Below are 26,774 nucleotides of genomic sequence, written 5' to 3' on the forward strand. Positions count from 1 at the left end.
GGCTTTCATGATTGATGCGAATGACATTCCAAGTAGTCAGCTGATTTTGTACGCGGACGACGGCTATAACAGTCATGTGGTACGCCTATTACTTGAAGAAAAGAAGCTCGCTTATTATTTGTCACGTTTGCAGTCTGAACGCCCTGAGGACTTAACTGAGCTAAACCCTTATCATACCTTACCTGTATTACAACAGCGCGAAATTGCATTGTATGAGATCAATGTCATTTTTGAGTATTTGGAAGAGCGCTATCATGCCAATAAGCTCTTGCCAGATACGCCGCAAGCACGTGCACAGTTTCGGCAGTTAGCATGGCGTATTCAGCACGATTGGTTAGTACTAGGTAAGCGTCTGCTTATGCACCCAGATAGCTTTAATAAGGCGCAGGCTACTATTGCTAAGAAACAACTGACTGATTCCCTCATTACCCTATCGCCTTTATTTGCTCATAAGTCGTATTTTATGGCCGATGAGTTTGGCTGGTGTGATGTGCTGCTAGCGCCGCTACTGTGGCGACTTGAAGAGATGAATATCGAGCTTCCTCGTGCTATCAGTCGCCCTTTATTTGACTATCAAACCCGCGTCTTTGAGCGCGAAAGCTTCAAAAAAAGTGTCCGTTAGTTGAACGATGATGTATTGTCCGTTTAAGACATGCATTACAATAATTTTATGAGTATAGGAAACCATCAGATGAGCGAAACCACATCAATCACACCAACCCGTCCTTATATGGTACGTGCACTATACCAATGGATAGAAGACAACGATCTGACGCCTTATCTGATGGTCGATGCCACTGCTCAAAATGTACAAATACCAAAAGAGCATGTGCAAGATGGTCGTATTGTCTTGAATATTGCTAGCCGTGCTACGGGCAATATGAGTATGGAAAACGACTATATTCACTTTAGTGCGCGCTTTGGTGGCGTGTCACAAGAGATTTGGGTACCTATAATCGCTGTCATGGGCATATATGCCAAAGAGAACTCACAGGGTATGTTCTTTGACCCTAATGAATATGATAATTATCAGCCTGAAGAAGGTTCGGAGACTGCTGTTAAGAAGAGTCCTGCTGCTGCGCCGAAACCTAAACGCAATAATAAAGCAGGCTTAAAAGTCTTAAAGTAGTCAATTTTGCATAAAAAAAGCCAGTCATCGTTTATATGACTGGCTTTTTTTATGCTGCGTACTATCTAAAAATTAGTCTATATCTTTTGCTATGTTCTAGGTAAAGTCACACCGCGTTGTCCTTGATATTTGCCGCCGCGATCTTTATAGCTCGTCTCACAGACATCATCAGCATCACTTTGAAAAAACAACATCTGCGCGACCCCTTCTCCCGCATAAATACGGGCTGGCAAATTGGTCGTATTACTAAATTCAAGGGTGACATGCCCCTCCCATTCAGGCTCAAGTGGTGTCACGTTGACAATGATACCGCAGCGCGCATAAGTAGATTTGCCAAGGCAAATCGTCAAAACATCACGCGGAATACGAAAATACTCCATGGTACGTGCCAACGCAAAAGAGTTGGGCGGAATAATACACTCGTCGCCAACGATATCAATAAAGCTTTTTTCATCGAAGTTTTTGGGATCAACGACGACTGAATGCACGTTAGTAAAAACTTTGAACTCAGGCGCGCAGCGAACATCATAACCATAGCTTGAAGTACCATAACTGACCAAACGCTCGCCTGCATCATTGAAGCGTACTTGACCTGCTTCAAATGGCTCAATCATGCCATGCTCCTCAGCCATTTTACGAATCCAGCGGTCAGATTTGATAGACATTTTTATCCTTAAGATTAGTTATGGGGTTTGTTTTACACCCTTTTAGTGGCGATAATTATACGGAATACGCGGGTCAATTTATAGGTTTTTTAACAGATATAAATAACTGTTTTTATCGTTCTTGTTCGTGGTTCATCCTCTACCTGACTTATTAGCTACTGATTGACTGCTTGTCCTTGGTAGCTAATTACAGTACTTATTACTCTTCTTTTTGCTTGGTTCGATGCCACGTGAATGAACTCTATTATCATTCTAGTTTCAACAGGAGTTAATCCATCCAATAGCTCTTCGCTCACATTAACAACAGCAATACCACTAATCCCATAAGCGTGTTTGGGAAACTTATGTAGTAAGTCTACTAACGCTTGCATAGCAGTAGGAAAGTCTATGAATAGCAGGCGGCGGTTGCTAAAGTCAGCATTAACCTGATGACTTTTGGTACTGCCATCCTTATAGTAAGCCGTCGCATTCAATTGATTGTTTGATAACTCAATTTCATACACGGGCGGACGTAGCATTTTTAGTAACTTATGCGGCTTAGGTAGCGTTTTTAGATAGTTATCATAGGTAGTTAAGCTCACTAGCAATCCTTTTTTGATGCTATTAATAACGAGTTACCGTTCTAAAATATGCGCTTATCATCAGCAGGCTTTGCAAACTTGTTGATATTGGCTTCGATATTTTTGGCAATATTTATATAATAACTCGCAAACTCATCGTCAACCAATACGCTAGGCTCGCCTTTGTCCACTTGCGCGCGGATACCACTGGCCAGTGGCAATTGACCGAGCAGCGGTACTTGGTACTGTTCAGCGATCATCTCGCCGCCGCCAACCCCAAAGATGGCTTCGGTAGTACCGCAGTTGCTACAAGTATGCAGTGCCATGTTTTCAACGACGCCAAGTACGGGAATATTCGTTTTGTTAAACATCTCAATGCCTTTTTGGGCATCAAGCAATGCGATGTGCTGCGGTGTTGTGACGATAACAGCGCCAGTGACTGGAATACGCTGTGCCAGCGTCAATTGGATATCACCCGTACCTGGCGGCATATCTATCACTAAATAATCTAGTTGCGGCCAACTCGTTTGATTATACAGTTGCATCAGTGCGCCAGTGGCTTTAGGTCCACGCCATGCCACAGGCGTGTTATCACCATCAAGCAAGCTACCAATCGATAGCATTGCCATACCACGGGCATCGATAGGTACGAATTGCTCATTCTCTAGTTGCGGTCTAATATCAGCAACGCCTAGCATGGTTGGCATACTCGGCCCATAGATATCTGCATCCAATACCCCGACACGGTTGCCAAGCTTTTGTAACGCTAAGGCGATGTTGACCGTCGTCGTTGATTTACCAACGCCGCCCTTACCAGAGGCTACGACGATAATATGGCGAATACGGGGATGCGCGGTTAGGGATGCTTGTGTTGGTGCAGCTTTAGCAATGGGTGGTTCATCAGTAGGATCAGTTTTCGTACCACTATCAGGCTTTGAGACTGACTGACTCTGAGCGTCCATGGCATTAGTTGTCTTTGGCATCTGTTTTGGCAATGTTGACCCTGTGCCTTTGGCTGGGGCAGGCAGACGCACATTCATGTGAATGGTTTTGATACCGTGCGGATGCAATAGTTGACCAAGCTCTTGTTGTATGGTTTCAGGATTACTGTTTACGGGTAAACGCAAATCTAGAGTAAGCTGGTCGCCATCGCGCTCAAGTCCCGTTACCATAGTGGCTATACTTATAGTGCCAACTTCGTAGCCGAGCAGTACTTTGTCCACGGCACTATCACGCTCTGCTTGCTGCTGCGGAGTCTCAGGCTTGTCTGAGGTTCTTTTTTTTATAAAGTTGAACATAGCTACTTTTACTTCTATATCAATAGGTTTTTAAGAGTTTGATTGCCGATACGCTTGAAGGAGTCAGTGTAGCTGAATTGGGAATATTAAAAAACCAGCAACCTCTACTAACTAACAGACCGTTACCTTTTAATGTTCCGTTACTTTTTACGGTTCTGTTGCCTTTTATTGGAAAGCACTTGTTTATGGACTTGTGCGATTAATCGTTTGGCAAACGCTATAGTGCTAAAAATCTTGCTATAAATAGGTAGATTCACACTCCTGAGGCCTCATACACCGAGATTATCAAAAGTGTAGGGTCAGTGTCGAGGCCCATCTTGTTGAGCACAAAGGAGGCTCATATCAGGCACACAACCAGTCATGACCACAAGTATCACGCGCTATTGAATAATACGTACTGGCGTTTTTTCTTGTAGCTCATCAAAGCTGACGCCGTCTGCCAGCTCAACCAATTTAAGCCCTTTGTTAGTGACATCGAGGACAGCGAGTTCAGTGATGATGCGATCGACGACGCCTTTGCCCGTTAAAGGTAGTTCGCAGTTGGCAAGAATTTTGGGATCACCATGTTTGTTCACCTGCTCCATAAGTACAATCACGCGCTGCACGCCTGCAACCAAATCCATCGCCCCGCCCATACCTTTGACCATCTTTTTGGGGATCATCCAGTTGGCTAAATCACCATTCTCTGAGACTTCCATCGCGCCCAATATTGCAAGGTTAACGTGACCACCGCGAATCATCGCAAAGGACTCTGAGCTGCTAAAATAGCTGGCGCCAGGCTTTGCGGTCACTGTTTGCTTACCGGCATTGATCAGATCTGCATCGACGTCGTCTTCGGTCGGAAACTCGCCGATACCTAGCAGACCATTCTCTGACTGTAACCAAACATCTACGCCCTCAGGAATGTAATTGGCTACTAGCGTCGGTAGACCAATGCCTAAATTCACATAATGGCCATCTTGTAATTCTTGTGCGGCGCGCTGCGCCATTTGCTCTCTTGTCCATGACATAGTCATTGTCCTTTGTAATTATCACATGTCTTATTTTGGTTCATATCTAATCGACTGGTTACTTAAGCGCTTTGAGCCGCTTTAGTCGTTGCTTTTTCGATACGCTTTTCAGGGTTATCATTGAGTACGATACGCTGAACGAAAATACCTGATAGATGTACCTCGTCTGGGTTGAGCGTACCTGTCTCTACGATCTCCTCAACCTCAGCAATAGTGATTTTGCCCGCTGTCGCACAGTCTGGATTGAAATTGCGCGCGGTTTTGCTAAATATCAAGTTACCTGCCTTATCAGCTTTTAGCGCTTTTACGAGAGAGACATCAGCGTTTAGCGCGCGCTCAAGGATATAAGTACGACCATCAAAGTCACGAGTTTCTTTGCCCTCGCTCACGAGAGTACCGACGCCAGTAGCCGTATAAAACGCTGGAATACCCGCGCCACCTGAGCGTAATCTTTCGGCCAATGTGCCTTGCGGGGTAAGCTCGACTTCAAGCTCGCCCGCTAAGTATTGACGCTCAAACTCTTTATTTTCACCGACGTAAGATGAGATCATTTTTTTGATTTGTCGGGTTTGAAGTAGCAACCCTAAGCCAAAGTCATCGATACCTGCATTATTACTGATACAGGTTAAATCTTTGACGCCGCTATCGCGTAGCGCCTCAATAAGTGCTTCAGGTATTCCGCACAGACCAAAGCCACCGATAGCGAGCATTTGACCATCACTAACGATACCATTTAAGGCTTCTGCTGCCGTACTATATACTTTAGATTGACTCATGCCCAACTCCTTGCTTACTTAGTATTTTTTGGTGTTACCTAGGATGCAATAAAAATTAAAACAATACATGTAGTATCAATATATTATATTTATGCTAACTTAGCATATTATTATTCTAGGGACTAGATGATAACGCTAAGACTTAGACAATAATCCTAACAACTAGAGGATAAACAGCAACTTTGTTTGGCATTTTTTGCCAGCTTAAAGGTTTAAAATCATCTCTTTTGTTAATTATCTATCTAAAAACTTGTAAACACTACAAAAGACCGCCCATATTCCAAAACGTCTGATACCCGCAGCGATTGCCCTAGGCTCATTTACCTTTACGATGACCGCTCTACCCGGTACGCCTGCGATTCAAAACGCGATCCCTATTCCTTATTACAACACCAATGTCTTTGCCGCGCCCATATTGGGGATAATCGGCGGTCTAGTCATGTTCATCGGGGGCTGGCTGTGGCTCCAATCACGTGCCAAAAAAGCCAATGCGGCAGGCGAAGGCTATGGTCAGCATGACGATGAAGATGTTGCCGTCGGTGGTATCGATGCCAAAAAAGATCCTGCGAGCACGGCTCACAACAACGAAGCTCAAAGCAATGTTGCTAAGAGCAATTTAGCGACTACAAGTGAAGCACGAAATACCCATCAAACGTCGTTTGCGGTAGCGATGATTTCGCTAGTTTTGGTTATCGCGCTAAACGCCATACTCACTTACTTTATCTTTCCAGCGATGGACTTTAGCGGCTTACAGACGCAGTTTGCTGATCTTAATACTGAAGGCTCACTAGGGCTTTGGTCGATTATCCTCTCTTTGATTGTCGCTATTATTATACTGATTGTGCTGCGTATCAGTCACTGGACTAATCTACAAAAAACTATCAACCGCGGTACTTATGACTCGATGTTGCCTATCGTTAATACCGCCTCAGAAGTGGGTTACGGCGCAGTTATCGCCTCGCTTGCAGGCTTTCTTCTCATTCGTGATAGTATATTGAACTTAAACCCCGACAACCCACTAATCTCAGAAGCAGTCGCTATGACTACGCTTGCGGGAATTACTGGCTCATCCTCTGGTGATTTGAGTATTGCTCTATCGACGCTAGGTGAAGATTATCTCAGAATGGCAGTAGAGGCCGGTATCGATTCTGAGCTGATGCACCGAGTTGCTGTCATGGCAGCGGGTGGTCTTGATACCTTGCCGCATAGTGGCGCGGTCATCACGCTATTTGCCATTTGTGGTCTGACGCATAAGCAGTCTTATCCTAATCTAGCAGTCGTGACCATGGTGATTCCATTGATCGCTATGATTGCTGTTATCACCTCAGGAACGTTGTTTGGATCGTTTTAAAGTTTTGCATAGGTAACAATCTTTAGTATGAACTCACAACCCACTTAGCATGATGCTCGGTGGGTTTTTTAACACTAATGATTACTGAGTAATATCACAACTTTGATTGAATTACGGTATCATAGGCCTTATTTTTTGATTTTAGCGTCTCTTGTCTCCTTATTTACCCCAAAAGCGGCACTTGAGACATCCGATAATCAACCCGTTTATACAAAAATATAGGTGATAAAAGTGCGTGAGATTTTAGTAACCAGTGCCCTTCCTTATGCCAATGGCTACATTCATTTAGGCCACCTTGTAGAATATATCCAAACTGACATTTGGGTAAGAGCAATGAAAGCACAAGGTCATCAGGTCACTTACGTTTGCGCAGATGATGCTCATGGCACCGCTATCATGCTCAAAGCTGAATCCAACGGTATCACGCCGGAGGAGCAAATTGCTTCAGTTAAAGCCTCGCATGAAGCGGACTTTGCCAAATTTTTGATTAACTTTGACAATTATCACACCACCCATTCAGAAGAGAACAAGCATTTCTCCGAGCTGATTTATCGTCGTTTAAATAGCGCGGGGCACATCTCAACTCGTGACGTTGAGCAATTATTTGACCCTGAAAAGCAGTTGTTCCTAGCCGATCGCTTTGTCAAAGGTACTTGCCCAGAGTGTGATTCGCCAGATCAATACGGTGACAACTGTGAAGTCTGCGGCACCACTTATGATGCGACAGATCTTAAAGATCCATACTCAACGTTATCTGATGCTACCCCTGTACTGAAAACATCAAAGCATTATTTCTTTGATTTGCCAGAATTTGAGCAATTCTTAAAGAATTGGACACGTAGCGATAATCGCTTGCAAATCTCAGTCGCCAATAAGCTCCAAGAATGGTTTGACGCCGGTCTAACCAGCTGGGATATCTCTAGAGACGCGCCCTACTTTGGTTTTCAGATTCCAGATACCCCAAGTGATGAGCCAGACAAATATTTTTATGTATGGCTAGATGCACCGGTTGGCTACATGGCTAGCTTCAAAAACCTATGTGATAAGCGTGCAGGTACAGACCAAGCGCTTGATTTTGACCATTACTGGGCACAAGAAAACGAGCACAAAACCGAGGTTTATCACTTCATCGGTAAAGACATTGTTTACTTCCATGCCTTGTTTTGGCCTGCTATGCTCGCAGGTAGTGAGCTGCGTACGCCGACTGGTGTCTTTGCTCATGGATTTTTGATGGTCAATGGCGAGAAGATGAGTAAATCGCGAGGCACCTTTATCAAAGCCGAAACGTACGCCGAGCACTTGCATCCTGAGTACTTGCGTTATTACTTTGCCAGTAAACTCTCCGACAAAGTCGAGGACATCAACCTTGATTTAGAAGACTTTATGCAAAAGGTCAACTCGGACTTGGTCGGTAAAGTCGTTAATATTGCCAGTCGTAGCGCTGGATTTTTGGTAAAGAAATATGATGGCATGTTGTCTGATACTTGCGTAGAGTCAACGCTATTAGAAGACATCACCAAGACGGGCGATGAGATTGCTGCCGCTTACGAGAATCGTGAGTTTGCGCGAGCCATGCGCCTTATTATGCAATGTGCGGACAAAGCGAACGAATATATCGATGAGAAAAAACCTTGGTCGCTCGCCAAGATGGAGGGCACTGAGCAAGAAGTACAAGACGTCTGCTCGGTGGCGATTAATATCTTCCGTCAATTGATGGTTTATCTTGCTCCTGTCTTGCCTGAACTGACCGCCAATGCCAAAGCGTTTTTGAATATCGATGATCTGAGCTTTGCCAGCCGTAACCAGTGGCTACTGGGTCACAAGATTAATAAGTTTAAACCCCTGATGCAGCGTATTGATGCAAAAGATGTTGAAGCGATGGTTGAGGCGTCAACAGAGTCTTTGACTCAACATGCCACTCCAGTTGCTGGTGATGATAATGAACCTGCGGCAAAAAATACTCAATCAGCAGTAGATACTGATAAGAGTGCTGAGCAAAAGGCCTATATCGGTATCGAAGACTTTGCCAAGGTTGAGATGACCGTAGCACACGTATTGGAGTGCAACTATGTCGAAGGCGCGGACAAGCTACTTCAATTTACCTTGGATGTTGGTGAAGACGCACCGCGCAACGTGTTCAGTGGTATTCGTAAATTTTATGAGCCTGAGCAATTGGTCGACAAAAAGGTGGTTTGCGTGACTAATCTTGCCCCGCGTAAGATGAAATTTGGTATATCAGAGGGCATGGTGTTATCGACAGGCGATACAAAGACAGGATTGACCGTAGTGATTTTACCTGATGAGTGCGTCGTTGGCGACACCCTTGCTTGATAAAGTGAGCTGCGATTACTGGAGCGTCTTATGGTATTGCTTAGGCTGCTAGCTGATATTCTTATCTATACGGCATTTGGGCTTATCATTTATTGGTACGTGACTAGTGATACAACCGCATTATGGATAGCTATTGGCTGCGGGGTGTTTGGTATTCTATTGATATGGTTTACAGCAGATATCAGACCCTCGCAGCGCCAGCGCAGACATACTAGCTCGGACATGTGGGACTGGTTATATTTTATAGATATTTTAGAGATACCTTTTTATGTGATTGGCTGGCTGTTTCGTGGTCTATGGCGTATTTTTGATTGAGCCTATTGGCTCAGATAGAATAGTTTTTATTATACTTTTTATTGCGTTTTTTATTGCACAAGGTAACCTTGCTGTCATAATATAGCAAAGGTTACTATAACAATGCTTGTATTATTAGTTTAGCTGTTTTAACTGTACTAGCATGATTAACCAATACTTTAATAAATGAGTTACCCTATTATGACCTTTATCTCTACTCTACGTCTCAACCTATGCGCCGCCGCTATTGGCGCGCTTGGAGTGATCGGTTGCTCGAATACGGCAGACACCGCTGCCACTAAAGACAGTATAGAGAGTAAAAGTTTAGCCATCACTCAAATCGTTGAGCATCCCTCACTCGATGAGATCCGGCGCGGTATATTAGATGAGCTGGCAGACCAAGGCTATACCGAAGGCGAGAATCTAAACATCAACTTTCAAAGCGCGCAGGGTAATCTTGCGACCGCTGGACAAATTGCCAAGCAGTTCGCAGGAGATTTGCCCGACGCCATTGTTGCCATCTCTACACCTTCGGCGCAGTCCGTTGTCGCATCGACCAATAGCATACCTGTGATCTACACAGCGATATCTGACCCGCTAGGCGCTAGGCTGATTGACGAGAATAATGTTCCTACGCAGGACAATGTCACAGGGTTGTCAAGCCAGCTCCCTATTGAGCCGCCATTAGATCTCATTCAACAGATTGCCCCTGATGCCAAGACAATTGGATACGTCTATAGTCCAGGTGAAGCCAATTCAGTAAGCGTACTCAATCAACTCAAAAAAGCGGCGCCCGCGCGTGGACTTAGCATACTAGAGGTTGCCGCCAATCGCCCTACTGATGTGGCGATGGCGACGCGTAGCTTGGATGGTCGCGCAGATATCATTTATACCTCATTAGATAATAACGTCGTCTCAGCATTTGAGGCGATGGCAAACGCTGCCAATGAGCTTAAGATACCTATTATTGCTTCTGATGAATTTAGTGTTGCTCGCGGAGCGACCGCAGCGCTTGGTGTCAACGATTATGACTTTGGACGTACTACTGGCAAAATGGTATACCGCGTACTTAATGGTGAAATGGTCAATACCATAAAACCAGAAGTCATGAATGAGCTTACTTTGTACGTTAGTCCCAAGCATGCCAAGGTGCAAGGCGTCAGTATACCCGCGGCGTTGCTCAAAGACGCCATCAATGTCGATACCCAAATGCCAATTAATGTCGAATAGTTGACGTTTAATCGTTCAAACTACTTGTTTAAGCTAATCACTTAAAATCAGTATCATTAGTGGTTAATATAATTGATCTTTAATATTGTTTACAAATCGTACGGATACCCTTTTATTGTTAGGAGCAGCACCCATGTTCAACCCAAATCGTTTTCGTAAAGCCGTAATGCTAGGCGGTCTTTGTACTGCTATCTTGACAGGCTGCAACCAAGCATCCACTGATGATCCTGATACTATTGATGGCGCAGCTGGTGGTGATACGACTCTACCAACCAAGACGGTCTCAATTACCGCAATCGTAGAGCATCCTGCACTTGATGATGTCCGTAAAGGCGTAATCGATGAATTGGCTGAACAAGGCTTTACTGAAGGCGAGAATCTAAGCGTTAATTTTCAAAGCGCGCAAGGCAATACCGCGACCGCAGGACAGATCGCCAAGCAGTTCGTCGCTGATGAGTCGGATGTCATTGTCGCTATTGGTACGCCATCAGCGCAATCAGTGGCAGCGGCAACCAGCACTATTCCTTTAGTATTTTCAGCGGTCACCGATCCTGTTGAAGCAAAATTAGTATCCAAGCTGGATGGTTCAGGCACTAACGTGACAGGGGGCTCAGATGCGCTCCCCTACGAGCCGCAAATTGATTTGATGCGTCAGATCATCCCCGGCCTCAAAAACGTCGGTTATGTCTATAGCCCAGGCGAGGTCAACTCGACCATTATTTTAAAGAATCTAAAAGAGAAGCTTGCGCCTATGGGCATCTCGGTACAAGAAGCGCCTGCAGCGCGTAGTAATGATATCGCTATGGCAGCCCGTAGCTTGGAGGGCCGCGTTGATATGATTTATACGTCAACGGACAATAATGTGGTCTCCGCTTATGAGTCGCTCTATCAAGTGGCAAGAGAAAGCAAAATTCCACTTATAGCCTCTGATACGAGCTCTGTTGAGCGCGGCGCAATCGCAGCGCTTGGCGTTGATTACTATAGCTTAGGCCGTGAGACGGGCAAAATTGTTAGTCGTATTTTAAACGGCGAAAAAGCAGGCGATATTCCTGTTTACACTCCGCAGAAGCTTGACCTATATGTCAGTCCAAAAAATGCCGAGGAGCAAGGCGTAACTTTGCCACAAGCGGTTATTGATAATGCTAAAGAAGTGGTAGAATAGTATTATAATTGCTTTTAGATAATAAGAGTGCAAACAACCCAGCTAAGCCATTTAAAATTGGAACTCGCTGGGTTGTTTTTTAATCTCTAAAAATGTGCGCCGCGTTTTACGGTAAGATTTGTTATGTAGCATCAGACGTCTCGCAGATTATTTAATCTGTTCCATTCACCGCTTAGCTGTTGTTGGTCGTTATAGGCAACGCTTGGTTATGACTTATTGATTTCTTATGTCTTTAATTGCCTTTTTTGGTGCGCTTGAGAGTGGTCTTATTTATGGCCTTGTCGCCCTTGGTGTACTCATCTCATTTCGTACGCTTGATTTCCCTGATCTGACTGCTGACGGTAGTTTTCCACTGGGCGGCGCTGTCGCTGGCATCTCTATCGTCGCCGGTATCAATCCTTGGATTGCCTGCGCTTTTGGTATGCTCGCAGGATCAATAGCAGGCATTGTCACCGCTTGGCTCCATGTCAAACTTGGCATCTTGCAATTGCTCGCCAGTATCTTAGTCATGGTAGCGCTATATTCGGTCAATCTGCGAATCATGGGCGCACCAAACCTACCGCTCTTGGGTGAGACAACAGTATTTAGCTCACTTGTGACCAATGACAATGGTTTTTGGATGCGCTGTTTAATTATCGGGGCTGTCGTTTTGGTCGCCAAATTATTTTTGGACTGGTTCTATAGCACTGAGTCAGGTTTATCGATGCGCGCGACAGGATCAAACCTACGTATGGCGCAAGCCCAAGGCATCAATACCTCATGGATGACCATCATCGGTATGGCGATATCGAACGGCTTAATTGCGCTCGCAGGCGCGTTATTCGTGCAGACACAAGGCGGCGCTGATATCTCTATCGGTATCGGTACTATCGTCATCGGTCTGGCTGCGGTCATCATTGGTGAGACGATTATTCCAGCTAAGCGTATTTGGCTGATCACCTTTGCGGTGATCGTCGGTGCGATACTCTACAAGCTCTTTATCCAAGTAGCATTATCAAGTGATACGCTGCGTAGTATCGGCTTTGGCCCGCAGGATCTAAACCTGATTACTGCGCTACTTGTGGTATTGGCACTGGTATTACCCAAGGCCAAAACTAAGTTTTTGACTCGTAAAGTAAGAGCTTAATACTTTTTACTATCCTCTGTACTTAGTATAAGCCTTCGTACTTAGTATAAGCACATGGGCAATGAGCCAACATAAGGAATAACGATTATGATGCAAGCTAATGATTTGCGCTTGACCTTTAATCCAGGCACTCCTATCGAAAATCCAGCACTACGCGGTATCAATTTGAACATCGCTGATGGTGAGTTTGTCACCGTTATCGGTACTAATGGCGCGGGCAAATCGACATTTTTAAATGCGGTTAGCGGTACCACTCGCGTCGATAGCGGCTCTATAGTGCTAAATGGTATCGATGTCACCAAAAAAAGTGCACACGAGCGAGCGCATTGGGTCGCTCGTGTTTTTCAAGACCCGATGGCGGGCACGTGTGAAGCTTTGACTATTGAAGAGAACATGGCACTCGCTTATAAGCGCGGCGGCAAACGTGGTTTGAGCTTTGCCCTCAACCCAAATAATCGTGACTTATTCCGTGAAAAACTATCGGTGCTAAAGCTTGGGTTAGAGAATCGTTTAACTGACCGTATGGGTCTCTTATCAGGTGGTCAGCGCCAAGCTGTTAGCTTGCTCATGGCTTCCTTGCAACCCTCCAAAATTCTACTATTAGATGAGCATACCGCTGCTCTTGACCCAAAGACTGCGGCTTTTGTTTTGGAATTGACAGACAAAATTGTGACAGACAACAACCTTACCACTATGATGGTCACCCACTCCATGCAGCAGGCCTTGGCTCATGGTACACGCACCGTAATGCTACATCAGGGTCAAGTCGTGCTCGATGTCGCAGGTGACGTACGTAAAGGAATGACCGTGCACGACTTGCTCGACATGTTTGAGCAAACGCGCGGCGAAAAGGTTGATGATGATAGTTTGATTTTGAGTTAAAACAGCTTCATTAGTGCTGATATAACCTCATCTATAAAAACCTCAAGTGCTGAATGCTTTGAGGTTTTTTGTTAATAATAGATTTTTTTGGCAACGGTACATGGATATAAGATCGATAAATTTGAGAATGTACGCTTAATAGGTTACTCTTGTCACGCAAATAGGTTACAGATCCTTAACACAACAAAATCTGTTTACAATCTAGAAATCCATTTGATTACTATCAAAACAGTAAATCATCTCTAGTGAGTGCTCATGCACTCCTTGTTTATGACAGCTGATATAAGCTGTATCGGCATAGGTTGCGGTATCTTTTATATCTACCTTTGCGCTGTAAAGGCTTGCCATACACGCAAAGCCTAGCCATTACTATCACATAATTGTTGCTCTATAGCGTATATGGTTAATCCATTAACAGACGTCTATCTAGAGTGACCTCTATTGTTTTTATAACTTATGTATCACTATGACTTGAAGCACAGCTTCGAGCAATTGTGCATGGGCTCTATAGGCAATATCGTATTCCAAAATGTTAGGTTTTTACATTTTTTAAATAACTTTTATTTACTTATAACAATTGCGAGGTATGAGCTTGAAAACTGAGTCATTGTTTCAATTTTCATCATTAACCGTCGTTTTATTACTGCTAGCGTTTTATGGTGGTACTTACTTATTGTCTTTACTCATCAAAAAAGACAAAGAATCGACTACTGGCTTCATGGTTGCAGGTCACGGTGTTGGGTTCGGCATGGGCGCTGCTAGTATGACCGCTACGTGGATTTGGGCGGCGTCTTTCTATGCTGCGGCCACATCTGGCTACAAATACGGCGTATCAGGTCCCATACATTATGGGTTTTGGGGTGCATTGATGATTTTGTTCATCTATCCCTTTGGTATGCGCTTTCGTGAACTTGCGCCTAACGGTCATACACTAGGTGAACTTATTCACGCCCGCCATGGCTCATCAAGCCAATTAATTTTAGCCCTATCCAACATTATGGGCAGCTTAATTAGCTTGATGGTCAACTTTACCGCAGCAGGCGCGCTGGTATCTGTATTATCACCATTATCGTTCCAAACTGGGGTTATCATCGCAGGCGTGGGCGTTCTCAGTTATACCTTAACCTCTGGTTTTCGAGCCTCAGTCTTTACCGATTTTGCTCAACTAGTTGCTTTGATGGCGATTGGTGTAGTTATCATCCCAGCTGTCTTGTTCTCTATGGGTGGTCCTGAAGTCATGGTGAGCGGTCTATCGAACTTGACTTTAGAGCAACAAGACTTCTTTTCATCCGAAGCCTTTTTGCAACAAGGCGCACCTTTTTTCGTCGCTGTATTGGCTTATGCTATCGGTAATCAGACGATCACTCAGCGTTTATTCGCGATTGATAAAACCAAGATCAAAGCGACCTTTATTACTGCCACCGTAGGCTATGCTGGTATCGTAATCGGTCTTGGTATGATAGGTCTGATGGCGTTGACTATTGGTGTTGAACCCCTCGATGGCAATATGAATAACTTGATTCCGCAAATGGTTAGTATGTACTTGCATCCAGTGTTTATTGCGCTGTTCTTTATCTTGGTTATTGGCTCGTTATCTTCGACCGCTGACTCAGATTTATCCGCGCTGTCGACTATTATGATGGCAGATGTCTATGCCAAAAACATCGCCAAGAAAGGCGGCATTAAACCCAAAACGATGATGCTTGTCGGTCGTGGTACGATGATCATCGCGACGGCTGCGGGACTCATTTTTGCAAGCTTCAAGCTTGACATCCTTGTGATGCTCGTATTTGTTGGCGCATTATGGGGCGCAGTTGTATTTCCTGTTATCGCTAGCGTGTACTGGAATCGCGTCACCAACCTAGCCTTTACCGCAGCGGTCCTTGTGGCACTCCTGTTTTTCTGTATCGCCCGTTTTGAGCTTGTGTCTATTACTGGGGTTACCGCCCTATTCTTTGAAGTTATGGCAAGCGTTGGTGCAGCGGTAGTCATTGGTCTGATGGTTTTTGGTTTCTTAGGTCGCAAGATTGGTATGGGCGCAGCGGCGATCACTTTTATCTTGATGCTGATATTTGCAACAGGGTTCTTGCGTGATTATATGGTACTACTTGCCTCTTTAACGGCTTACGGTGTCAGTACCGTTGTTTGTACTATCATTAGCCTGATGAGTAATGAGCGCTTTGACTTTAATTTGATTAAAGAGCGTGTTGGTGATTATGACAAAAAAGCCAAAGTGCAACCTACACCAAAGATTTAACGAAAGTGACGGCTAGAGTATGAATGCTAGTCATTTATGTAATAGCCGTTATTCATTAGTGAATAGGAGAAGATAGTATGGATAGCACTTTACTCTATGGACTTTATATTTTGATATGGCCTGCGATTACGCTTGGGGTGCTAGTACTTATATGCACCGCAACCTATCGCGATATCAAAAAAGCTCAGCGCAATAATAAAGATATTATCTAGCCGCTAAAGCAAAGCGCTATGTATCTTTGTATTTATAAGTCGTCATTGGGCATTGACTTGGCATTGATTAATAAATAACAGGCCTTTAGCCAAAAAATAGCTTGTAATTTAAATTAGTTTTGCTAATATAGTTCACCTTGAGTGGCTGGGTAGCACAGTGGTTATGCAGCGGATTGCAAATCCGTAGACGCCGGTTCGATTCCGACCCCAGCCTCCATTTATTTTGCTCACTGTTTATAAGATTTGCATTAATTTTGGCTTGCATTCTTAATTCAACGGCTTATAATAGCGAGCACTTATCTAGTCATCAGATGGTCTATCAACTGGTTGACGTTATAGATAAAATAAGTTTTGCCCGGGTGGTGAAATTGGTAGACACAAGGGATTTAAAATCCCTCGCTAGCAATAGCGTGCCGGTTCAAGTCCGGCTCCGGGTACCATTATAGTAATATTGGAAACACCACAAATCGTTATGGTTTGTGGTGTCTTTTCATGTCTTTTTTAATATTTTTTAACCTCACTACTGCCACAACCCCTCAACATGAATAGCATCAGCCTGAATAGTAGGATAATCTGAAAAACTTAGCTGATAGCCGCCAGTATCATTTGGACGAATCTCACATTTAGCTCCCAATGGAAAGCTGTGCTTTTTAGCGATATGTCCGAAGGTCATACCACTATAGATAGGTAGACCTGTGAGCTTATGTAGCTGACGTATTACTGTAGCGACATCATAACGCTTATCGTAGCTATCCTCACCTGCGCTCGAAAGCGGACCAAATATAATCGCCTGCTGATCCTTGAACACGCCTGCTAAGTAAAGATCATAGAGCATACGCTCGATGCGATAAGGTTGTTCGCCCACATCTTCTAAGAACACAATGCCGCCGTCAATACGTGGTAGATATTTGCTACCTGCTAGCGATGACACCACACTGAGATTACCGCCCCATACGATGCCAGTCAGTATCTGACTATCGTTGGTTGCCAAGATAGTCGGAAGATTGTCACTGGTTAACGCAGCGCTAGTGATATCTATACTCAGGTTAGGGTTGCTAAGCGCTTCGGCAAACTGACGACAGCTGACTTGATCAGGTGCTATTTTGCCAAATTCGCTATAGAGCATAGGTCCTGCCAGCGAGCTCATCCCACCTTTTGCCAACAGCGCGCACTGGATAGCGGTGACATCGCTAAATCCTACGAGGATCGTACCGCGCGCGCTCATTACGCGACCCAGTGTTTCCCAATCAATCATAGGTAGCACTCGCACTGCACCATAGCCACCGCGCACCCCTATTAGCAATTTGGGCGCTACAATTGCTCCCGTAGCAATGTTCTGTAAGTCGCTGGCGCGCTGAGCATCCGTACCAGCAAAACGCAAATACTGCCGGCTAACGATGTCAGGATTATCGACTCTAAAACCAGCACAAACCAATCGCTCTAATCCCAACTCATTACGCTCGTCACTACCGCCAACATTAGAGCTGGCGAATAGTCGCGTCTCAATATTTGGGGTTTTACAGCTAGTAGATGAGACTACAGTCTGCATTGAGATGCTATTAGTAATAGCTGAAGTTAACAAATCATCCTTGGTAAAAGGACTATCATCGACAGCACTAGTAGCGCGACCCGTATTCGTTAGTGTATCGGCCATACTTGGACTTGCCAGCACACTAGCACTTGCTCCTAGCGCCAAATCACGCAAAAATCGACGACGACTGACTTCAGAGAATATCTTGGGCATGTTGCTATTATCCTTTATACCTTTTAGGCGACGCTCATGTTATAAGAATACTTTAGCGAGGTATTGCTTGCTCTAGCCATCATTCTGTGACGCTATATTATACCTCAGACACTATAGAATGATTAAATTTGGGTCGACTGAATGCTCTTGTAGTCAACAAACCAATACACAGTCACTCATAGTCTTATTTGGATGCACTCATCACTCTTGCTATAGTAGGGAGGATTCAATAACAATCTACTAAAATAAGGATATAAGTATGGCTGACAAAGAGAAAAACAATAAAAATCTGATAGATAATATCAAACTCATCTTAGGCAAAGAAGACAAAATTAACGATCAGCTCGAAAACGGCAAGGGTCTAGAGCGCTATGCAAAGGATTTGTTATTACTGATGAGCTTAGTAAAGGATTACTATCAAGGTAATTATCGCGATATTCCTTACAAGACCATTTCAGCCGCTGTCGTGGGTCTATTGTATGTGCTTAACCCTATCGATCTTATTCCTGATTTTATCCCCTTTATCGGTCAGGTCGATGACGCTTTAGTGCTTAAATTTTGTCTAAAGCTCATGGAAAAGGACTTATTAAAGTACAAAACTTGGAAAAACGAGCAAACCGATCCCAAAGATAAAGAGTCTGATAAACCTCAAGATTCAAAGGATGATGATGAAACACTCGAAGACGATAGTAAAGATAAAGAGAACAAAAAAGAGTCGTAAATAATGAATAGTATTTCTTAAGATTAATGACCAGAATTACTCTGTATAAAACTTATAATAAAGACGGTCAATAATTATTATTGACCGTCTTTTATTTAATAACTGATAATTATCTATTTTGATGATTATCAGTTATTCATAATCAAATGACGTTATTCTGGAACGTCGTAATTGGCCTTTTCAGGATTAAGACCGAACGAGTAGACAAAGGTTGCAACGATACTATTGATAATAATAAAGGGCAAATCAAGAGCGGTGTGACCGAGTAGATAGCGCCCTAATAGCCATGAGATAATCAGCATAATGATAAAGAATCCAGCCATATAGCCCAAAATCTCAGGGTGCTTGAGATGATAAGGCTGCTCAGGATTTTTATCGAGCCTATAAACTCTAACCGCCCACCCTGCTGCATAAGATAAGCCGCCAAGCAGCACGTAACCCAAAAAATTCATAATATTACACTCAATTATTCAGCTATTTTTATGGTATGTATTGAACAGTATCATGCACAACTAAACGATTTCATTCACATTGTCGATGACGATATTGGAATGAGGATTGGCTAAAATGTCGGTATTAATATCATCGCATTCGACGTGATAAATCGTGTTGGCGCCGCGATAAATATAAGACAAATACTCGCTATCGAGTAGCGGGTCGATATTGGCATAGACAGGTTTGACATGGGCAAGTACGAGTACTCTGTCTGGACGGGCAATGAGCGCATCGACATTATCAGGATCAATAGAGAAATAAGTTGGTATTTCACTATTGTCTAACACCTCTAAAGGTTCAGGATTGTCCCAAACCCGGCCGCTACTGGCAGGCTCCTTCATTTGCATCATCCACGTGCCATCGATCTCGCTGACCTTTATTTGTGCAGGTTCATCACGACTAACCGTATAGCAGCCGTCAAATACAGACAAGTCAGAGGTTACGGTAGCGGCGGCATCCTCCGCTACACTGGCCTCTTTGCTACAACCCACAAACAGTAAAGCACTACTGATAATTAAGCTAACTTTCAATATCTTTGTATTGTGACGTTTGAGGTCTACGCGTAATGACATGCCAAGGTTATCCTAGGTTATTAGATACAGAGTAAAATGATCAACGCCTCGTTGGTTGGTAGTCGTCGATTGAGGCTTGCTGACGTTGCAATAATTTTATCAAAAAAATAAATACGGTTTTGTTGTGATATGTGGTCATGTGAGTTTATCGCTGACAGTTGCCCTTATCGGCAGTGTATTTGCTATAATCGAACACACAAAATTGGTATCTATCCTCTGCCTAAACAGGATAGATACCACTGTCCTTTTATTCATACGATACTGCCTTTGTATTCTAATCTATCGAGTTTTTATGCCAGACCATCAGACCCCATCGACAGCCTATAAAACCAATGACCCTCTAGCGTCAAAAGCGAACACGACGGTCGCTTATACGGATGGCGCGTGCAAAGGCAATCCTGGGGCTGGCGGTTGGGGCACGCATCTGATATTTAGTGATGGTCGTACACAAGATATCTACGGCGGTGCTAGCGAGACCACCAATAACCGTATGGAGCTGATGGGCGCGATAAAGGCATTAGAATATAGTCCAAAATCGCAAAAGCTAGAGATTTGGACGGACTCAAGCTATGTCCAAAAGGGTATTACCGAATGGATTGAGGGCTGGAAAAAAAGAGGCTGGAAGACCGCGAGCAAAAAACCCGTTGCCAACCAAGATCTATGGCAACAACTTGATGAGAGTTGTCAGAGGCGCGATGTAGATTGGCACTGGGTCAAGGGTCACGCCGGCCACGCTGGTAACGAAAAAGCGGACGAGCTGGCAAACCTTGGTGTTATCTCTAATAATGAGCCAAGTCGTGAGTCATTGACACCTGAACATGCATCCAAAACGGATAAAAAAAAAGCACAAATAAAACCTGACGCTGATTGGTTAGACTTTGATCCTTTAGGTTTCAATATGATGGATCATTTGAGCGCAGAAGAGTATTCAAGCGATGATGACTTAGAGAATAATTTAAGTGTAGACGATGAACTCAGCACAAAACAAAATGTCAATAAAGCGATATATGATACTGTGACTTTAAAGAGCCCTCCTATGACAAATCTCGATAATCTGGCAAATAGCATACCTAGTGCTGATAGCTCACAACAGCTCGATAGCCCTAAGTTTGACGGTGATACCAGTCGTGCCAATCCGAACTTTCGCCCCTTATTACCTAAGCCTATCCATCGTCATGAGACTGATCGTCAGCTCATTATGGATACAGAAACTACAGGACTTGAGGCGCTAAATGGCGACCGTATTATCGAAGTCGGTATCGTTGAGATGATCGCCCGCAAGTTCACAGGCGAGAAGCTCCATGTCTATATCAACCCGCAGCGCGGTATGGATGAAGAAGTCATCCGTATTCACGGCATCTCTGAGGCTTTTTTGACGGACAAACCCACTTTCGATCAAGTCGCGCAAGCGCTTTATGACTTTATGGATGGTGCAGAGGTTATCGCTCATAACGCCTCGTTTGATATGAACTTTTTGAATATGGAATTTGCAAAAGTGGGCTTGTCAGATTTTGCGCAGCGCGTACAGGTGACAGATTCACTCTATATGGCAAAGCAGCAGTATCCTGGACAAAAAAACACACTCGATGCGCTCGTACGGCGTCTCAATGTTGGTAAGCAAGACCGTACCTTTCACGGGGCACTGCTCGATTCTGAAATCTTAGCCGAGGTCTACCTAGCGATGACAGGGGGGCAGGTTACTCTGGCTATCGAGGAGGATGTGCAAAGCGATGGTGGTCAGACTGCTCATGCAGATTTTTCTAACTTAGCCTCAATGTTATTAACCTCAAGCTTAGATGAGGATGCCAATCAGCAATGGTTTACCACTTTGGCTGATAAATACCCCAAAATTAAAGCTCGACTACCGTAGTAAATGATTTTGAACACAGTGCTTAAGTGAGTGATTTTGAATATCTAAAGGCTATAAGGGCAACGAATATACGTTATGGTTGAGACAGACAAAAGACGCTTTAACATTTCATAGCGGATGCCAATAGACATCGAGCCTAATTTGCATTATTGTAGAACTCATTTATCGTAGCCTTTGATACCTCCTCTCTCTTGCTATCGGCATAACATGGAAGAATAACTATGAGTCAGTCTGAGCGAATAAAACTGATCGCCCCAAGCCTAAGTGTCACCAATTTTAATCTCCCCTCACTACATCTATTATATGATGAGATTACTGCGACCCTCAAAGAAGTGGAGAGACATTTAAGTGAGTTTAATGATCATCATGATCAAGCACCGTTGTTGCTAGACTCCGCTCAACTCCTTCATCAGTTGTCTTGCGTCTTTGAGATGATATCTTTAGCAGGGGGGCAAGTACTGAGCACCGCTATTGCTGAAGGCTTAAAGCAGATACATGATCCTGCCAATCGTAATGATACGACGCTCATCATGGACTTATCAGAGGCTATCATGACGCTCGATCGTTATGTTGAGTTTGTGCTACTAACAGAGACTATAGAGCCTATATTAGTGCTGCCAATTATCAATAAGCTACGTGCTCATAATAAGCAAGAAGCGATATCGTCTGACTATTTTGCCGTCTTTGGTAATAGTAGCGTCACTATCGCCAATCCTGAACAAAACTTTCAGGCTTTGGATGAGCTCAATCTTGATAGTGAGCTTTTGAGTTATGCGTATCGTAGTGGCCTTGGCGTCGCCTTGCTACATCAGGCAGGAGAATTAACACACGAGGATGAGCAAAAACTCAAAGCAATGAGCGATGCTTGCGACTTGATAGCGGCTCATACCGATAGCTTGTTTTGGCAAGCTGCCTCAGTAGCCGTCAGTAATCTTGCCGCGCTATTGCCTTTGAATCTGGAGCAAAAACATACGCTGATCTATTTAGAGCAGCAGTTCTATGGCTATTTGCCTGCTAGGGACAAGCGTTTTGCTGATTTGGTCAGTTTTGCCTGTCAGCGTGATCACGAAAAAGCAGCACCATTACGTGAGCAGTACGCTTGTAACCGACTACAAGAGCCGCAACTTGAACAAATGAGAAAGTTCTTGTTCGGTCCTAATCGCGCGCTCGTCGATACGCTAAACACTATTATTCAAGACCAGATCAATGCTATCAAAAAACAAGTCGGTGATTACGCTCATGCTGGTCTATCATCTGCAAGTCAGTTACAGCCGGCAACGACTACGCAAATTACCGACGAGCTGTTGACCCTCAGCTCAGCGTTACGTTTGCTTGGTTTATCTGATGCTGCTACTGGTTTGCACGCCGCCGCCGATGCAACAGCCACTTGGCACAACCCTGAGCCCAAAGACTTTGATCATTTACTAGTGGCGCTCGTACAAGCCGAAAATGCCATCATCGAAATGGCAGAGATGCATACCCCAGGAACGGTATACTTACCGTTGAATAACCCTCATATATCTTTGCATCAGCTGAATTCTGCATATAACACTTTGGTTCAAGAGAGCCGCAGCACTATCGTGAATGCTGAGCAAGCTATTACTACCTACTTAGCAGACAGTACGCGCGATGTGCTCGTAATTCAACATCTGCCAGAATCACTAAAGCAAGTCGCGGGTGCGGTACGTTTTTTACAGCTGCCCACCTCTGCTACTATGCTCAGCCAACTGGTTACTTATTTGCAAATGCGCATTACGCAGGGAGAGGCTATAGAAGATCAAACGCTTGCGCACATTGCTGATGTCATCATGGCAGTCGATTACCATTTGGACGGGTTTGAGCAAAACCGGCCCTTAAACAAGCAAGCACTAGACGCCGGTCAGTATAGTCTAAGTCAATTGGTAGCCGCTTGATACTTTTTGAGTGCTACTAGCTGATTGAGTGCTACTAGCTGACGTGACTAACTACTGCGCTCCTTGACTTTAATGCTCTCGTTTTATTTGATCTAAATTCTTTTTTCTTAAGTAGTTGTTTATGACGAGCGCTTTTATATTGCATGATGATACTATTCTCTGCCATCATACTCTTGATGGCAGACGTCCGTTACCCGTTTTATTATCTGGTGTGGATGCTGTTGTAGGTAGTAACAGCGCCGTGTATCAGCTTGAGTATCAAATTGGACGTGTGGTCTTGTTCGAAAGTTTATCACCCAATCATTGGCTACCTAAATTTAGTCATCGGCTACCTGAATATTACACAACATCTAAGACTGATTTAGACTTTGGCAAGGCCCCAGCGACGATTGCCATCAGTTATGACTATGCACTTGCTAACGGCATTGATGTGCCCATAACGGATACCAATGTCTTTGTGGCTTATCGTCAGCTCATCACTGAATTGCCAACCGCCCTTTGTGATCAGCTCAGTCAAGCCATACAGCTACTGCGCTGGCAAGCGGACACCCAATTCTGTAGTCGCTGCGCTACGCCCGTCACCTTAGCGGTGCAAAACGATCGCTCCATGATATGCCCTATCTGTAATCTACGCCAGTATCCACGCGTGCAGCCTTGTGTTATTACCGCGATCACTCGCCCTAATCCTAGCACAGGTGAGATGCAGATATTATTAGCACATCATCACCGCTACGGTAAGCTTAAACTGCCGCTACAATATGGCCTGATTGCAGGATTCGTTGAGGCGGGTGAGAGCCTAGAGCACGCAGTGGTTCGTGAAGTGGGTGAAGAGGTTGGGATTAATGTCAAAGATATCCGCTATGTAAGCAGTCAGCCTTGGCCCTACCCCTCAAACTTGATGCTGGGCTTTCGAGCCTCTTATGCTAATGGTGACATCGTACTACAAGAAGATGAGCTGTCACATGCTGATTTTTTTGATCTCTCAAATTTGCCAAAGATACCCGCAAGAGGCAGTATCGCTCGAGAATTGATCGATCAGATTGCCAAAGAGCAAGGCTTCTTGTTGTAAAATTAAATGGCACTGGCACTAGCAACTCGTTTTAGCTGCTAATGTCAGTGCCTACTGCGTCTCACTTTAGACATTATGAACGGTCAGACGCTGATGTTGCCATTTGACGAGTCTGGGTATCAATAGCCCTGCAATCACAATCGCCATGCCTAATAATTGTAAAGCGGTCACTTGCTGACCGTAAGCAAAGGCAGTGAGCGCGGCAAACACTGGCACAAAATTAAAGAATAATGACGCATTAGCAGCGCCCAACTGCTTAACGCCAGAGATCCATAGTAGATAACCGCCAACTGTGCCGAAGACGCCAATAAATATCAAGTCGCCAAAGACACTGCGACTGATGGCTAAGCTTTCTTGCAGTGGATGTACCTCTGCACTAAATAACACCATGAGCGAGATCACCCCAAGACCGGACAGCATACCGACTAAGGTATAAGGAATCATCGGCATCCAGCGGCTGATACCTTGAGTCAGATAAGTATAGAGACTCCAGCACAGCATACCTAGAAAGATCATTTGATCGCCGTGGTTAAATTCAAACCCTAGCAGTTTGGCAAATGCGCCATCGGTCAGTACCAGCAGTACTCCAGAGAGACAAACCACCAAACTAAACAGCGCGCCTTTGGTAGGAAATTGACGCTGTGCTATAGAGCCAATCAAAGAAGTCACCAGCGGGCTAAGCGCCATAATCAACGCACCATTGTTAGCATTGGTCTGCGCCAAGCCTGTGAACAGCCCCAAATTTAAGCCACCAACACCGATGATAGATACACCAATCGCCCACACCCATTGTTTTGGTGTGAGATTAGGGATTGGCATATGCTTATATTTTGTATAAAGATACAAACACACCGAGGCAATGCTAAAACGCCACATGACTAAAGTTAATGCATTTACTTCACTCAAGGCATGCTTGCCAACGGGAAAGGATGCGCCCCAGAGAAACGTACACAGTAATAAATATAGGACGGCGGTGGTGTTCGCTGAACGGCTCATATTACATCCAAAAAACTTGCGAAAAGATAACCATCAGTGTATATATTTTGAATACGGTATAAACAAGCAATAACGAGAGCATAGATTCCGAATATGAAATTTAACTACTCCCTCGATGATATGCGCAGTTTTTGCGCGGTTGTCCGATACGGCAGCTTTCGCCAAGCCTCTATAGTGCTTGATATGCCACTATCGACATTGAGTCGCCGTGTTGCCAAATTAGAAGCGGATCTGGCGCTTAGGCTGCTCAACCGAGATGCGCATCGCGTACAATTGACCCATGCAGGACAGCAGTATTATAAGAGCAGCGCCCATCTCTTTGATGAATTAGAAAACGTCGCGTTTTGCTTACTACAAGATAAAGATGAGGCCAAAGGTACAATCAGAATCAGCGCCCCTGTCAATTTTGGTAGTGATATTTTAGCGCCGCACTTCAATGCTTTTTTAAAGCAATATCCAGATATCCATCTGGATTTGCGTCTGTCCAATCAAACCATTGATATTGACGCGCAAGCTATTGATATCGCTTTTCGTATTGGTAAACACAGTGCCGATCATTGGATTGGACGGCAGCTGACTAATATTCGCTTTATGATTTGTGCAGCCAGCGATATTGATGTATCCGATATCCAAATGCCCAATGATTTGGCAGGCTACCCTACGGTATTATGCACCCCTATGTCTACTTGGCATCTACAGCATCGTACAACGGGCGAGGTGCAAACGCATCAGCCAACAAACAACATACGTTTAAAGGTTGATAATATTAGTTTACTAACACAAGCTATTGCAGGTGGTATCGGCCTAGGTTTCATCCCCGATTATGATGCACAGCCCTTGATTGCATCAGGCGGTTTGCAACAAGTATTGCCTGACTGGAATAACCAACCAAGAGGCTGCCAGATGCTCTATCGTGACCGTGATAACATGCCGCATCGCATGCATCTATTGATTGATTTTATCCTTAAGCGTTTTGGCAAGTAGACATAAGCAGACATTTCGCAAACGATCACCGTTTTCAGAATAAATGCATCACGATATGATTGCTCTTATACTTTAACTTTAACGTTGTAGACTAGGTTTTTGACCCTGATGTTTTACGGCTTTAAAT

At 44.3% G+C, this 26,774-nt stretch carries 26 protein-coding genes and 2 tRNA genes; 18 read left to right on the top strand and 10 right to left on the bottom strand.

The window, feature by feature from the left end; all coding sequences use genetic code 11:
* The first annotated feature begins 7 nt into the window (after positions 1 to 7).
* A complete protein-coding gene (locus ACR64G_RS07820; protein WP_435978747.1) occupies positions 8 to 622 on the top strand; it encodes a glutathione S-transferase N-terminal domain-containing protein in 615 nt (204 codons plus the stop codon).
* A 69-nt stretch (positions 623 to 691) separates the two neighbouring features.
* A complete protein-coding gene (locus ACR64G_RS07825; protein WP_435978748.1) occupies positions 692 to 1,129 on the top strand; it encodes a ClpXP protease specificity-enhancing factor in 438 nt (145 codons plus the stop codon).
* A gap of 89 nt (positions 1,130 to 1,218) precedes the next feature.
* Here the strand turns inward: ACR64G_RS07825 and dcd are convergent, their stop codons facing one another.
* The 5 genes from dcd to ACR64G_RS07850 all read right to left on the bottom strand — a co-directional run bounded on the left by dcd (position 1,219) and on the right by ACR64G_RS07850 (position 5,438).
* Positions 1,219 to 1,794: a dCTP deaminase gene (dcd, locus tag ACR64G_RS07830; protein WP_010199897.1), complete on the bottom strand. Its 576-nt coding sequence runs from the start codon at positions 1,792 to 1,794 to the stop codon at positions 1,219 to 1,221.
* A gap of 155 nt (positions 1,795 to 1,949) precedes the next feature.
* A complete protein-coding gene (locus ACR64G_RS07835; protein ID WP_435978749.1) occupies positions 1,950 to 2,375 on the bottom strand; it encodes a hypothetical protein in 426 nt (141 codons plus the stop codon).
* A gap of 41 nt (positions 2,376 to 2,416) precedes the next feature.
* Positions 2,417 to 3,652, bottom strand: a complete 1,236-nt coding sequence (gene apbC, locus ACR64G_RS07840; protein ID WP_435978750.1) for an iron-sulfur cluster carrier protein ApbC — start codon at positions 3,650 to 3,652, stop codon at positions 2,417 to 2,419.
* 380 nt (positions 3,653 to 4,032) lie between these two features.
* Complete coding sequence (locus ACR64G_RS07845) at positions 4,033 to 4,662, bottom strand: CoA transferase subunit B (RefSeq protein WP_435978751.1); 630 nt, start codon at positions 4,660 to 4,662, stop codon at positions 4,033 to 4,035.
* Between the two features lie 62 nt (positions 4,663 to 4,724).
* On the bottom strand, positions 4,725 to 5,438 hold the full coding sequence (locus tag ACR64G_RS07850; RefSeq protein ID WP_435978752.1) for a CoA transferase subunit A: 714 nt from the start codon (positions 5,436 to 5,438) through the stop codon (positions 4,725 to 4,727).
* A gap of 331 nt (positions 5,439 to 5,769) precedes the next feature.
* Between ACR64G_RS07850 and ACR64G_RS07855 the strand changes: the two genes are divergently transcribed.
* The 7 genes from ACR64G_RS07855 to ACR64G_RS07885 all read left to right on the top strand — a co-directional run bounded on the left by ACR64G_RS07855 (position 5,770) and on the right by ACR64G_RS07885 (position 13,814).
* Complete coding sequence (locus ACR64G_RS07855; RefSeq protein WP_435978753.1) at positions 5,770 to 6,789, top strand: GntP family permease; 1,020 nt, start codon at positions 5,770 to 5,772, stop codon at positions 6,787 to 6,789.
* A gap of 222 nt (positions 6,790 to 7,011) precedes the next feature.
* Positions 7,012 to 9,120, top strand: coding sequence for a methionine--tRNA ligase (metG, locus tag ACR64G_RS07860; RefSeq protein ID WP_435978754.1), 2,109 nt, complete (start codon positions 7,012 to 7,014; stop codon positions 9,118 to 9,120).
* A gap of 30 nt (positions 9,121 to 9,150) precedes the next feature.
* Positions 9,151 to 9,435: a hypothetical protein gene (locus ACR64G_RS07865; RefSeq protein ID WP_435978755.1), complete on the top strand. Its 285-nt coding sequence runs from the start codon at positions 9,151 to 9,153 to the stop codon at positions 9,433 to 9,435.
* Positions 9,436 to 9,615: 180 nt separating this feature from the next.
* Positions 9,616 to 10,644, top strand: a complete 1,029-nt coding sequence (locus ACR64G_RS07870; protein ID WP_435978756.1) for an ABC transporter substrate-binding protein — start codon at positions 9,616 to 9,618, stop codon at positions 10,642 to 10,644.
* Positions 10,645 to 10,777: 133 nt separating this feature from the next.
* Complete coding sequence (locus ACR64G_RS07875) at positions 10,778 to 11,806, top strand: ABC transporter substrate-binding protein (RefSeq protein WP_435978757.1); 1,029 nt, start codon at positions 10,778 to 10,780, stop codon at positions 11,804 to 11,806.
* 226 nt (positions 11,807 to 12,032) lie between these two features.
* Positions 12,033 to 12,932: an ABC transporter permease gene (locus ACR64G_RS07880; RefSeq protein WP_435978758.1), complete on the top strand. Its 900-nt coding sequence runs from the start codon at positions 12,033 to 12,035 to the stop codon at positions 12,930 to 12,932.
* Positions 12,933 to 13,019: 87 nt separating this feature from the next.
* Complete coding sequence (locus tag ACR64G_RS07885; RefSeq protein ID WP_435978759.1) at positions 13,020 to 13,814, top strand: ABC transporter ATP-binding protein; 795 nt, start codon at positions 13,020 to 13,022, stop codon at positions 13,812 to 13,814.
* 201 nt (positions 13,815 to 14,015) lie between these two features.
* Here the strand turns inward: ACR64G_RS07885 and ACR64G_RS07890 are convergent, their stop codons facing one another.
* Entirely contained in the window at positions 14,016 to 14,162 is a 147-nt protein-coding gene (locus ACR64G_RS07890; protein WP_435978760.1) for a hypothetical protein, read from the bottom strand.
* Between the two features lie 259 nt (positions 14,163 to 14,421).
* On the opposite strand from ACR64G_RS07890, the gene ACR64G_RS07895 reads away from it, so the two are divergent.
* From ACR64G_RS07895 to ACR64G_RS07910, 4 genes are all read left to right on the top strand, one after another.
* Entirely contained in the window at positions 14,422 to 16,071 is a 1,650-nt protein-coding gene (locus ACR64G_RS07895) for a sodium:solute symporter family protein (protein WP_435980685.1), read from the top strand.
* 77 nt (positions 16,072 to 16,148) lie between these two features.
* Positions 16,149 to 16,283, top strand: a complete 135-nt coding sequence (locus ACR64G_RS07900) for a putative transporter small subunit (RefSeq protein WP_435978761.1) — start codon at positions 16,149 to 16,151, stop codon at positions 16,281 to 16,283.
* 143 nt (positions 16,284 to 16,426) lie between these two features.
* Positions 16,427 to 16,500 (top strand) — tRNA-Cys (locus ACR64G_RS07905).
* A gap of 136 nt (positions 16,501 to 16,636) precedes the next feature.
* Positions 16,637 to 16,723 (top strand) — tRNA-Leu (locus ACR64G_RS07910).
* An 80-nt stretch (positions 16,724 to 16,803) separates the two neighbouring features.
* On the opposite strand, the gene ACR64G_RS07915 is transcribed toward ACR64G_RS07910, so the two are convergent.
* The gene (locus ACR64G_RS07915; protein WP_435978762.1) at positions 16,804 to 18,027 is read right to left on the bottom strand and encodes an LD-carboxypeptidase; all 1,224 of its coding nucleotides are present in this window, start codon (positions 18,025 to 18,027) and stop codon (positions 16,804 to 16,806) included.
* 259 nt (positions 18,028 to 18,286) lie between these two features.
* Between ACR64G_RS07915 and ACR64G_RS07920 the strand changes: the two genes are divergently transcribed.
* A complete protein-coding gene (locus tag ACR64G_RS07920) occupies positions 18,287 to 18,748 on the top strand; it encodes a YkvA family protein (protein ID WP_435978763.1) in 462 nt (153 codons plus the stop codon).
* Positions 18,749 to 18,900: 152 nt separating this feature from the next.
* Here ACR64G_RS07920 and ACR64G_RS07925 read toward each other — a convergent pair whose 3' ends face one another.
* Together ACR64G_RS07925 and ACR64G_RS07930 are read right to left on the bottom strand one after the other, a co-directional pair.
* Positions 18,901 to 19,200, bottom strand: a complete 300-nt coding sequence (locus ACR64G_RS07925; protein ID WP_435978764.1) for a hypothetical protein — start codon at positions 19,198 to 19,200, stop codon at positions 18,901 to 18,903.
* Positions 19,201 to 19,260: 60 nt separating this feature from the next.
* On the bottom strand, positions 19,261 to 19,815 hold the full coding sequence (locus tag ACR64G_RS07930; RefSeq protein WP_435978765.1) for a hypothetical protein: 555 nt from the start codon (positions 19,813 to 19,815) through the stop codon (positions 19,261 to 19,263).
* Positions 19,816 to 20,107: 292 nt separating this feature from the next.
* Between ACR64G_RS07930 and dnaQ the strand changes: the two genes are divergently transcribed.
* The 3 genes from dnaQ to nudC all read left to right on the top strand — a co-directional run bounded on the left by dnaQ (position 20,108) and on the right by nudC (position 24,667).
* The gene (gene dnaQ, locus ACR64G_RS07935; protein WP_435978766.1) at positions 20,108 to 21,685 is read left to right on the top strand and encodes a DNA polymerase III subunit epsilon; all 1,578 of its coding nucleotides are present in this window, start codon (positions 20,108 to 20,110) and stop codon (positions 21,683 to 21,685) included.
* Between the two features lie 221 nt (positions 21,686 to 21,906).
* Positions 21,907 to 23,598 (top strand): hypothetical protein, encoded by a 1,692-nt coding sequence (locus tag ACR64G_RS07940; RefSeq protein WP_435978767.1) that lies wholly within the window; start codon positions 21,907 to 21,909, stop codon positions 23,596 to 23,598.
* Positions 23,599 to 23,719: 121 nt separating this feature from the next.
* The gene (nudC, locus tag ACR64G_RS07945) at positions 23,720 to 24,667 is read left to right on the top strand and encodes an NAD(+) diphosphatase (RefSeq protein WP_435978768.1); all 948 of its coding nucleotides are present in this window, start codon (positions 23,720 to 23,722) and stop codon (positions 24,665 to 24,667) included.
* A gap of 66 nt (positions 24,668 to 24,733) precedes the next feature.
* Here the strand turns inward: nudC and ACR64G_RS07950 are convergent, their stop codons facing one another.
* Positions 24,734 to 25,663, bottom strand: coding sequence for a DMT family transporter (locus ACR64G_RS07950; RefSeq protein WP_435978769.1), 930 nt, complete (start codon positions 25,661 to 25,663; stop codon positions 24,734 to 24,736).
* Between the two features lie 93 nt (positions 25,664 to 25,756).
* Here ACR64G_RS07950 and ACR64G_RS07955 point away from each other — a divergent pair, with 93 nt between their 5' ends.
* Positions 25,757 to 26,647 carry a LysR family transcriptional regulator gene (locus ACR64G_RS07955; RefSeq protein ID WP_435978770.1) on the top strand — a complete coding sequence of 297 codons (891 nt, stop codon included), beginning with the start codon at positions 25,757 to 25,759 and terminating at the stop codon, positions 26,645 to 26,647.
* The last annotated feature ends 127 nt before the right edge of the window (positions 26,648 to 26,774 follow it).

It is taken from the genome of Psychrobacter sp. DM4, from assembly GCF_051307035.1.
GTDB lineage: Bacteria > Pseudomonadota > Gammaproteobacteria > Pseudomonadales > Moraxellaceae > Psychrobacter.

Excerpts from the sequence above, each read along its gene's own strand:
- ACR64G_RS07865 (WP_435978755.1), top strand. The coding sequence starts at position 9,151 with ATGGTATTGCTTAGGCTGCTAGCTGATATTCTTATCTATACGGCATTT.
- nudC (WP_435978768.1), top strand. The coding sequence starts at position 23,720 with ATGACGAGCGCTTTTATATTGCATGATGATACTATTCTCTGCCATCAT.
- ACR64G_RS07855 (WP_435978753.1), top strand. The coding sequence starts at position 5,770 with ATGACCGCTCTACCCGGTACGCCTGCGATTCAAAACGCGATCCCTATT.
- ACR64G_RS07825 (WP_435978748.1), top strand. The coding sequence starts at position 692 with ATGAGCGAAACCACATCAATCACACCAACCCGTCCTTATATGGTACGT.
- apbC (WP_435978750.1), bottom strand. The coding sequence starts at position 3,652 with ATGTTCAACTTTATAAAAAAAAGAACCTCAGACAAGCCTGAGACTCCG.
- ACR64G_RS07890 (WP_435978760.1), bottom strand. The coding sequence starts at position 14,162 with ATGGCAAGCCTTTACAGCGCAAAGGTAGATATAAAAGATACCGCAACC.
- dcd (WP_010199897.1), bottom strand. The coding sequence starts at position 1,794 with ATGTCTATCAAATCTGACCGCTGGATTCGTAAAATGGCTGAGGAGCAT.
- ACR64G_RS07950 (WP_435978769.1), bottom strand. The coding sequence starts at position 25,663 with ATGAGCCGTTCAGCGAACACCACCGCCGTCCTATATTTATTACTGTGT.
- ACR64G_RS07900 (WP_435978761.1), top strand. The coding sequence starts at position 16,149 with ATGGATAGCACTTTACTCTATGGACTTTATATTTTGATATGGCCTGCG.
- dnaQ (WP_435978766.1), top strand. The coding sequence starts at position 20,108 with ATGCCAGACCATCAGACCCCATCGACAGCCTATAAAACCAATGACCCT.
- ACR64G_RS07850 (WP_435978752.1), bottom strand. The coding sequence starts at position 5,438 with ATGAGTCAATCTAAAGTATATAGTACGGCAGCAGAAGCCTTAAATGGT.
- ACR64G_RS07930 (WP_435978765.1), bottom strand. The coding sequence starts at position 19,815 with ATGTCATTACGCGTAGACCTCAAACGTCACAATACAAAGATATTGAAA.
- ACR64G_RS07845 (WP_435978751.1), bottom strand. The coding sequence starts at position 4,662 with ATGTCATGGACAAGAGAGCAAATGGCGCAGCGCGCCGCACAAGAATTA.
- ACR64G_RS07940 (WP_435978767.1), top strand. The coding sequence starts at position 21,907 with ATGAGTCAGTCTGAGCGAATAAAACTGATCGCCCCAAGCCTAAGTGTC.
- ACR64G_RS07875 (WP_435978757.1), top strand. The coding sequence starts at position 10,778 with ATGTTCAACCCAAATCGTTTTCGTAAAGCCGTAATGCTAGGCGGTCTT.
- ACR64G_RS07955 (WP_435978770.1), top strand. The coding sequence starts at position 25,757 with ATGAAATTTAACTACTCCCTCGATGATATGCGCAGTTTTTGCGCGGTT.
- ACR64G_RS07920 (WP_435978763.1), top strand. The coding sequence starts at position 18,287 with ATGGCTGACAAAGAGAAAAACAATAAAAATCTGATAGATAATATCAAA.
- ACR64G_RS07915 (WP_435978762.1), bottom strand. The coding sequence starts at position 18,027 with ATGCCCAAGATATTCTCTGAAGTCAGTCGTCGTCGATTTTTGCGTGAT.
- ACR64G_RS07870 (WP_435978756.1), top strand. The coding sequence starts at position 9,616 with ATGACCTTTATCTCTACTCTACGTCTCAACCTATGCGCCGCCGCTATT.
- ACR64G_RS07880 (WP_435978758.1), top strand. The coding sequence starts at position 12,033 with ATGTCTTTAATTGCCTTTTTTGGTGCGCTTGAGAGTGGTCTTATTTAT.
- ACR64G_RS07820 (WP_435978747.1), top strand. The coding sequence starts at position 8 with ATGATTGATGCGAATGACATTCCAAGTAGTCAGCTGATTTTGTACGCG.
- ACR64G_RS07925 (WP_435978764.1), bottom strand. The coding sequence starts at position 19,200 with ATGAATTTTTTGGGTTACGTGCTGCTTGGCGGCTTATCTTATGCAGCA.
- ACR64G_RS07885 (WP_435978759.1), top strand. The coding sequence starts at position 13,020 with ATGATGCAAGCTAATGATTTGCGCTTGACCTTTAATCCAGGCACTCCT.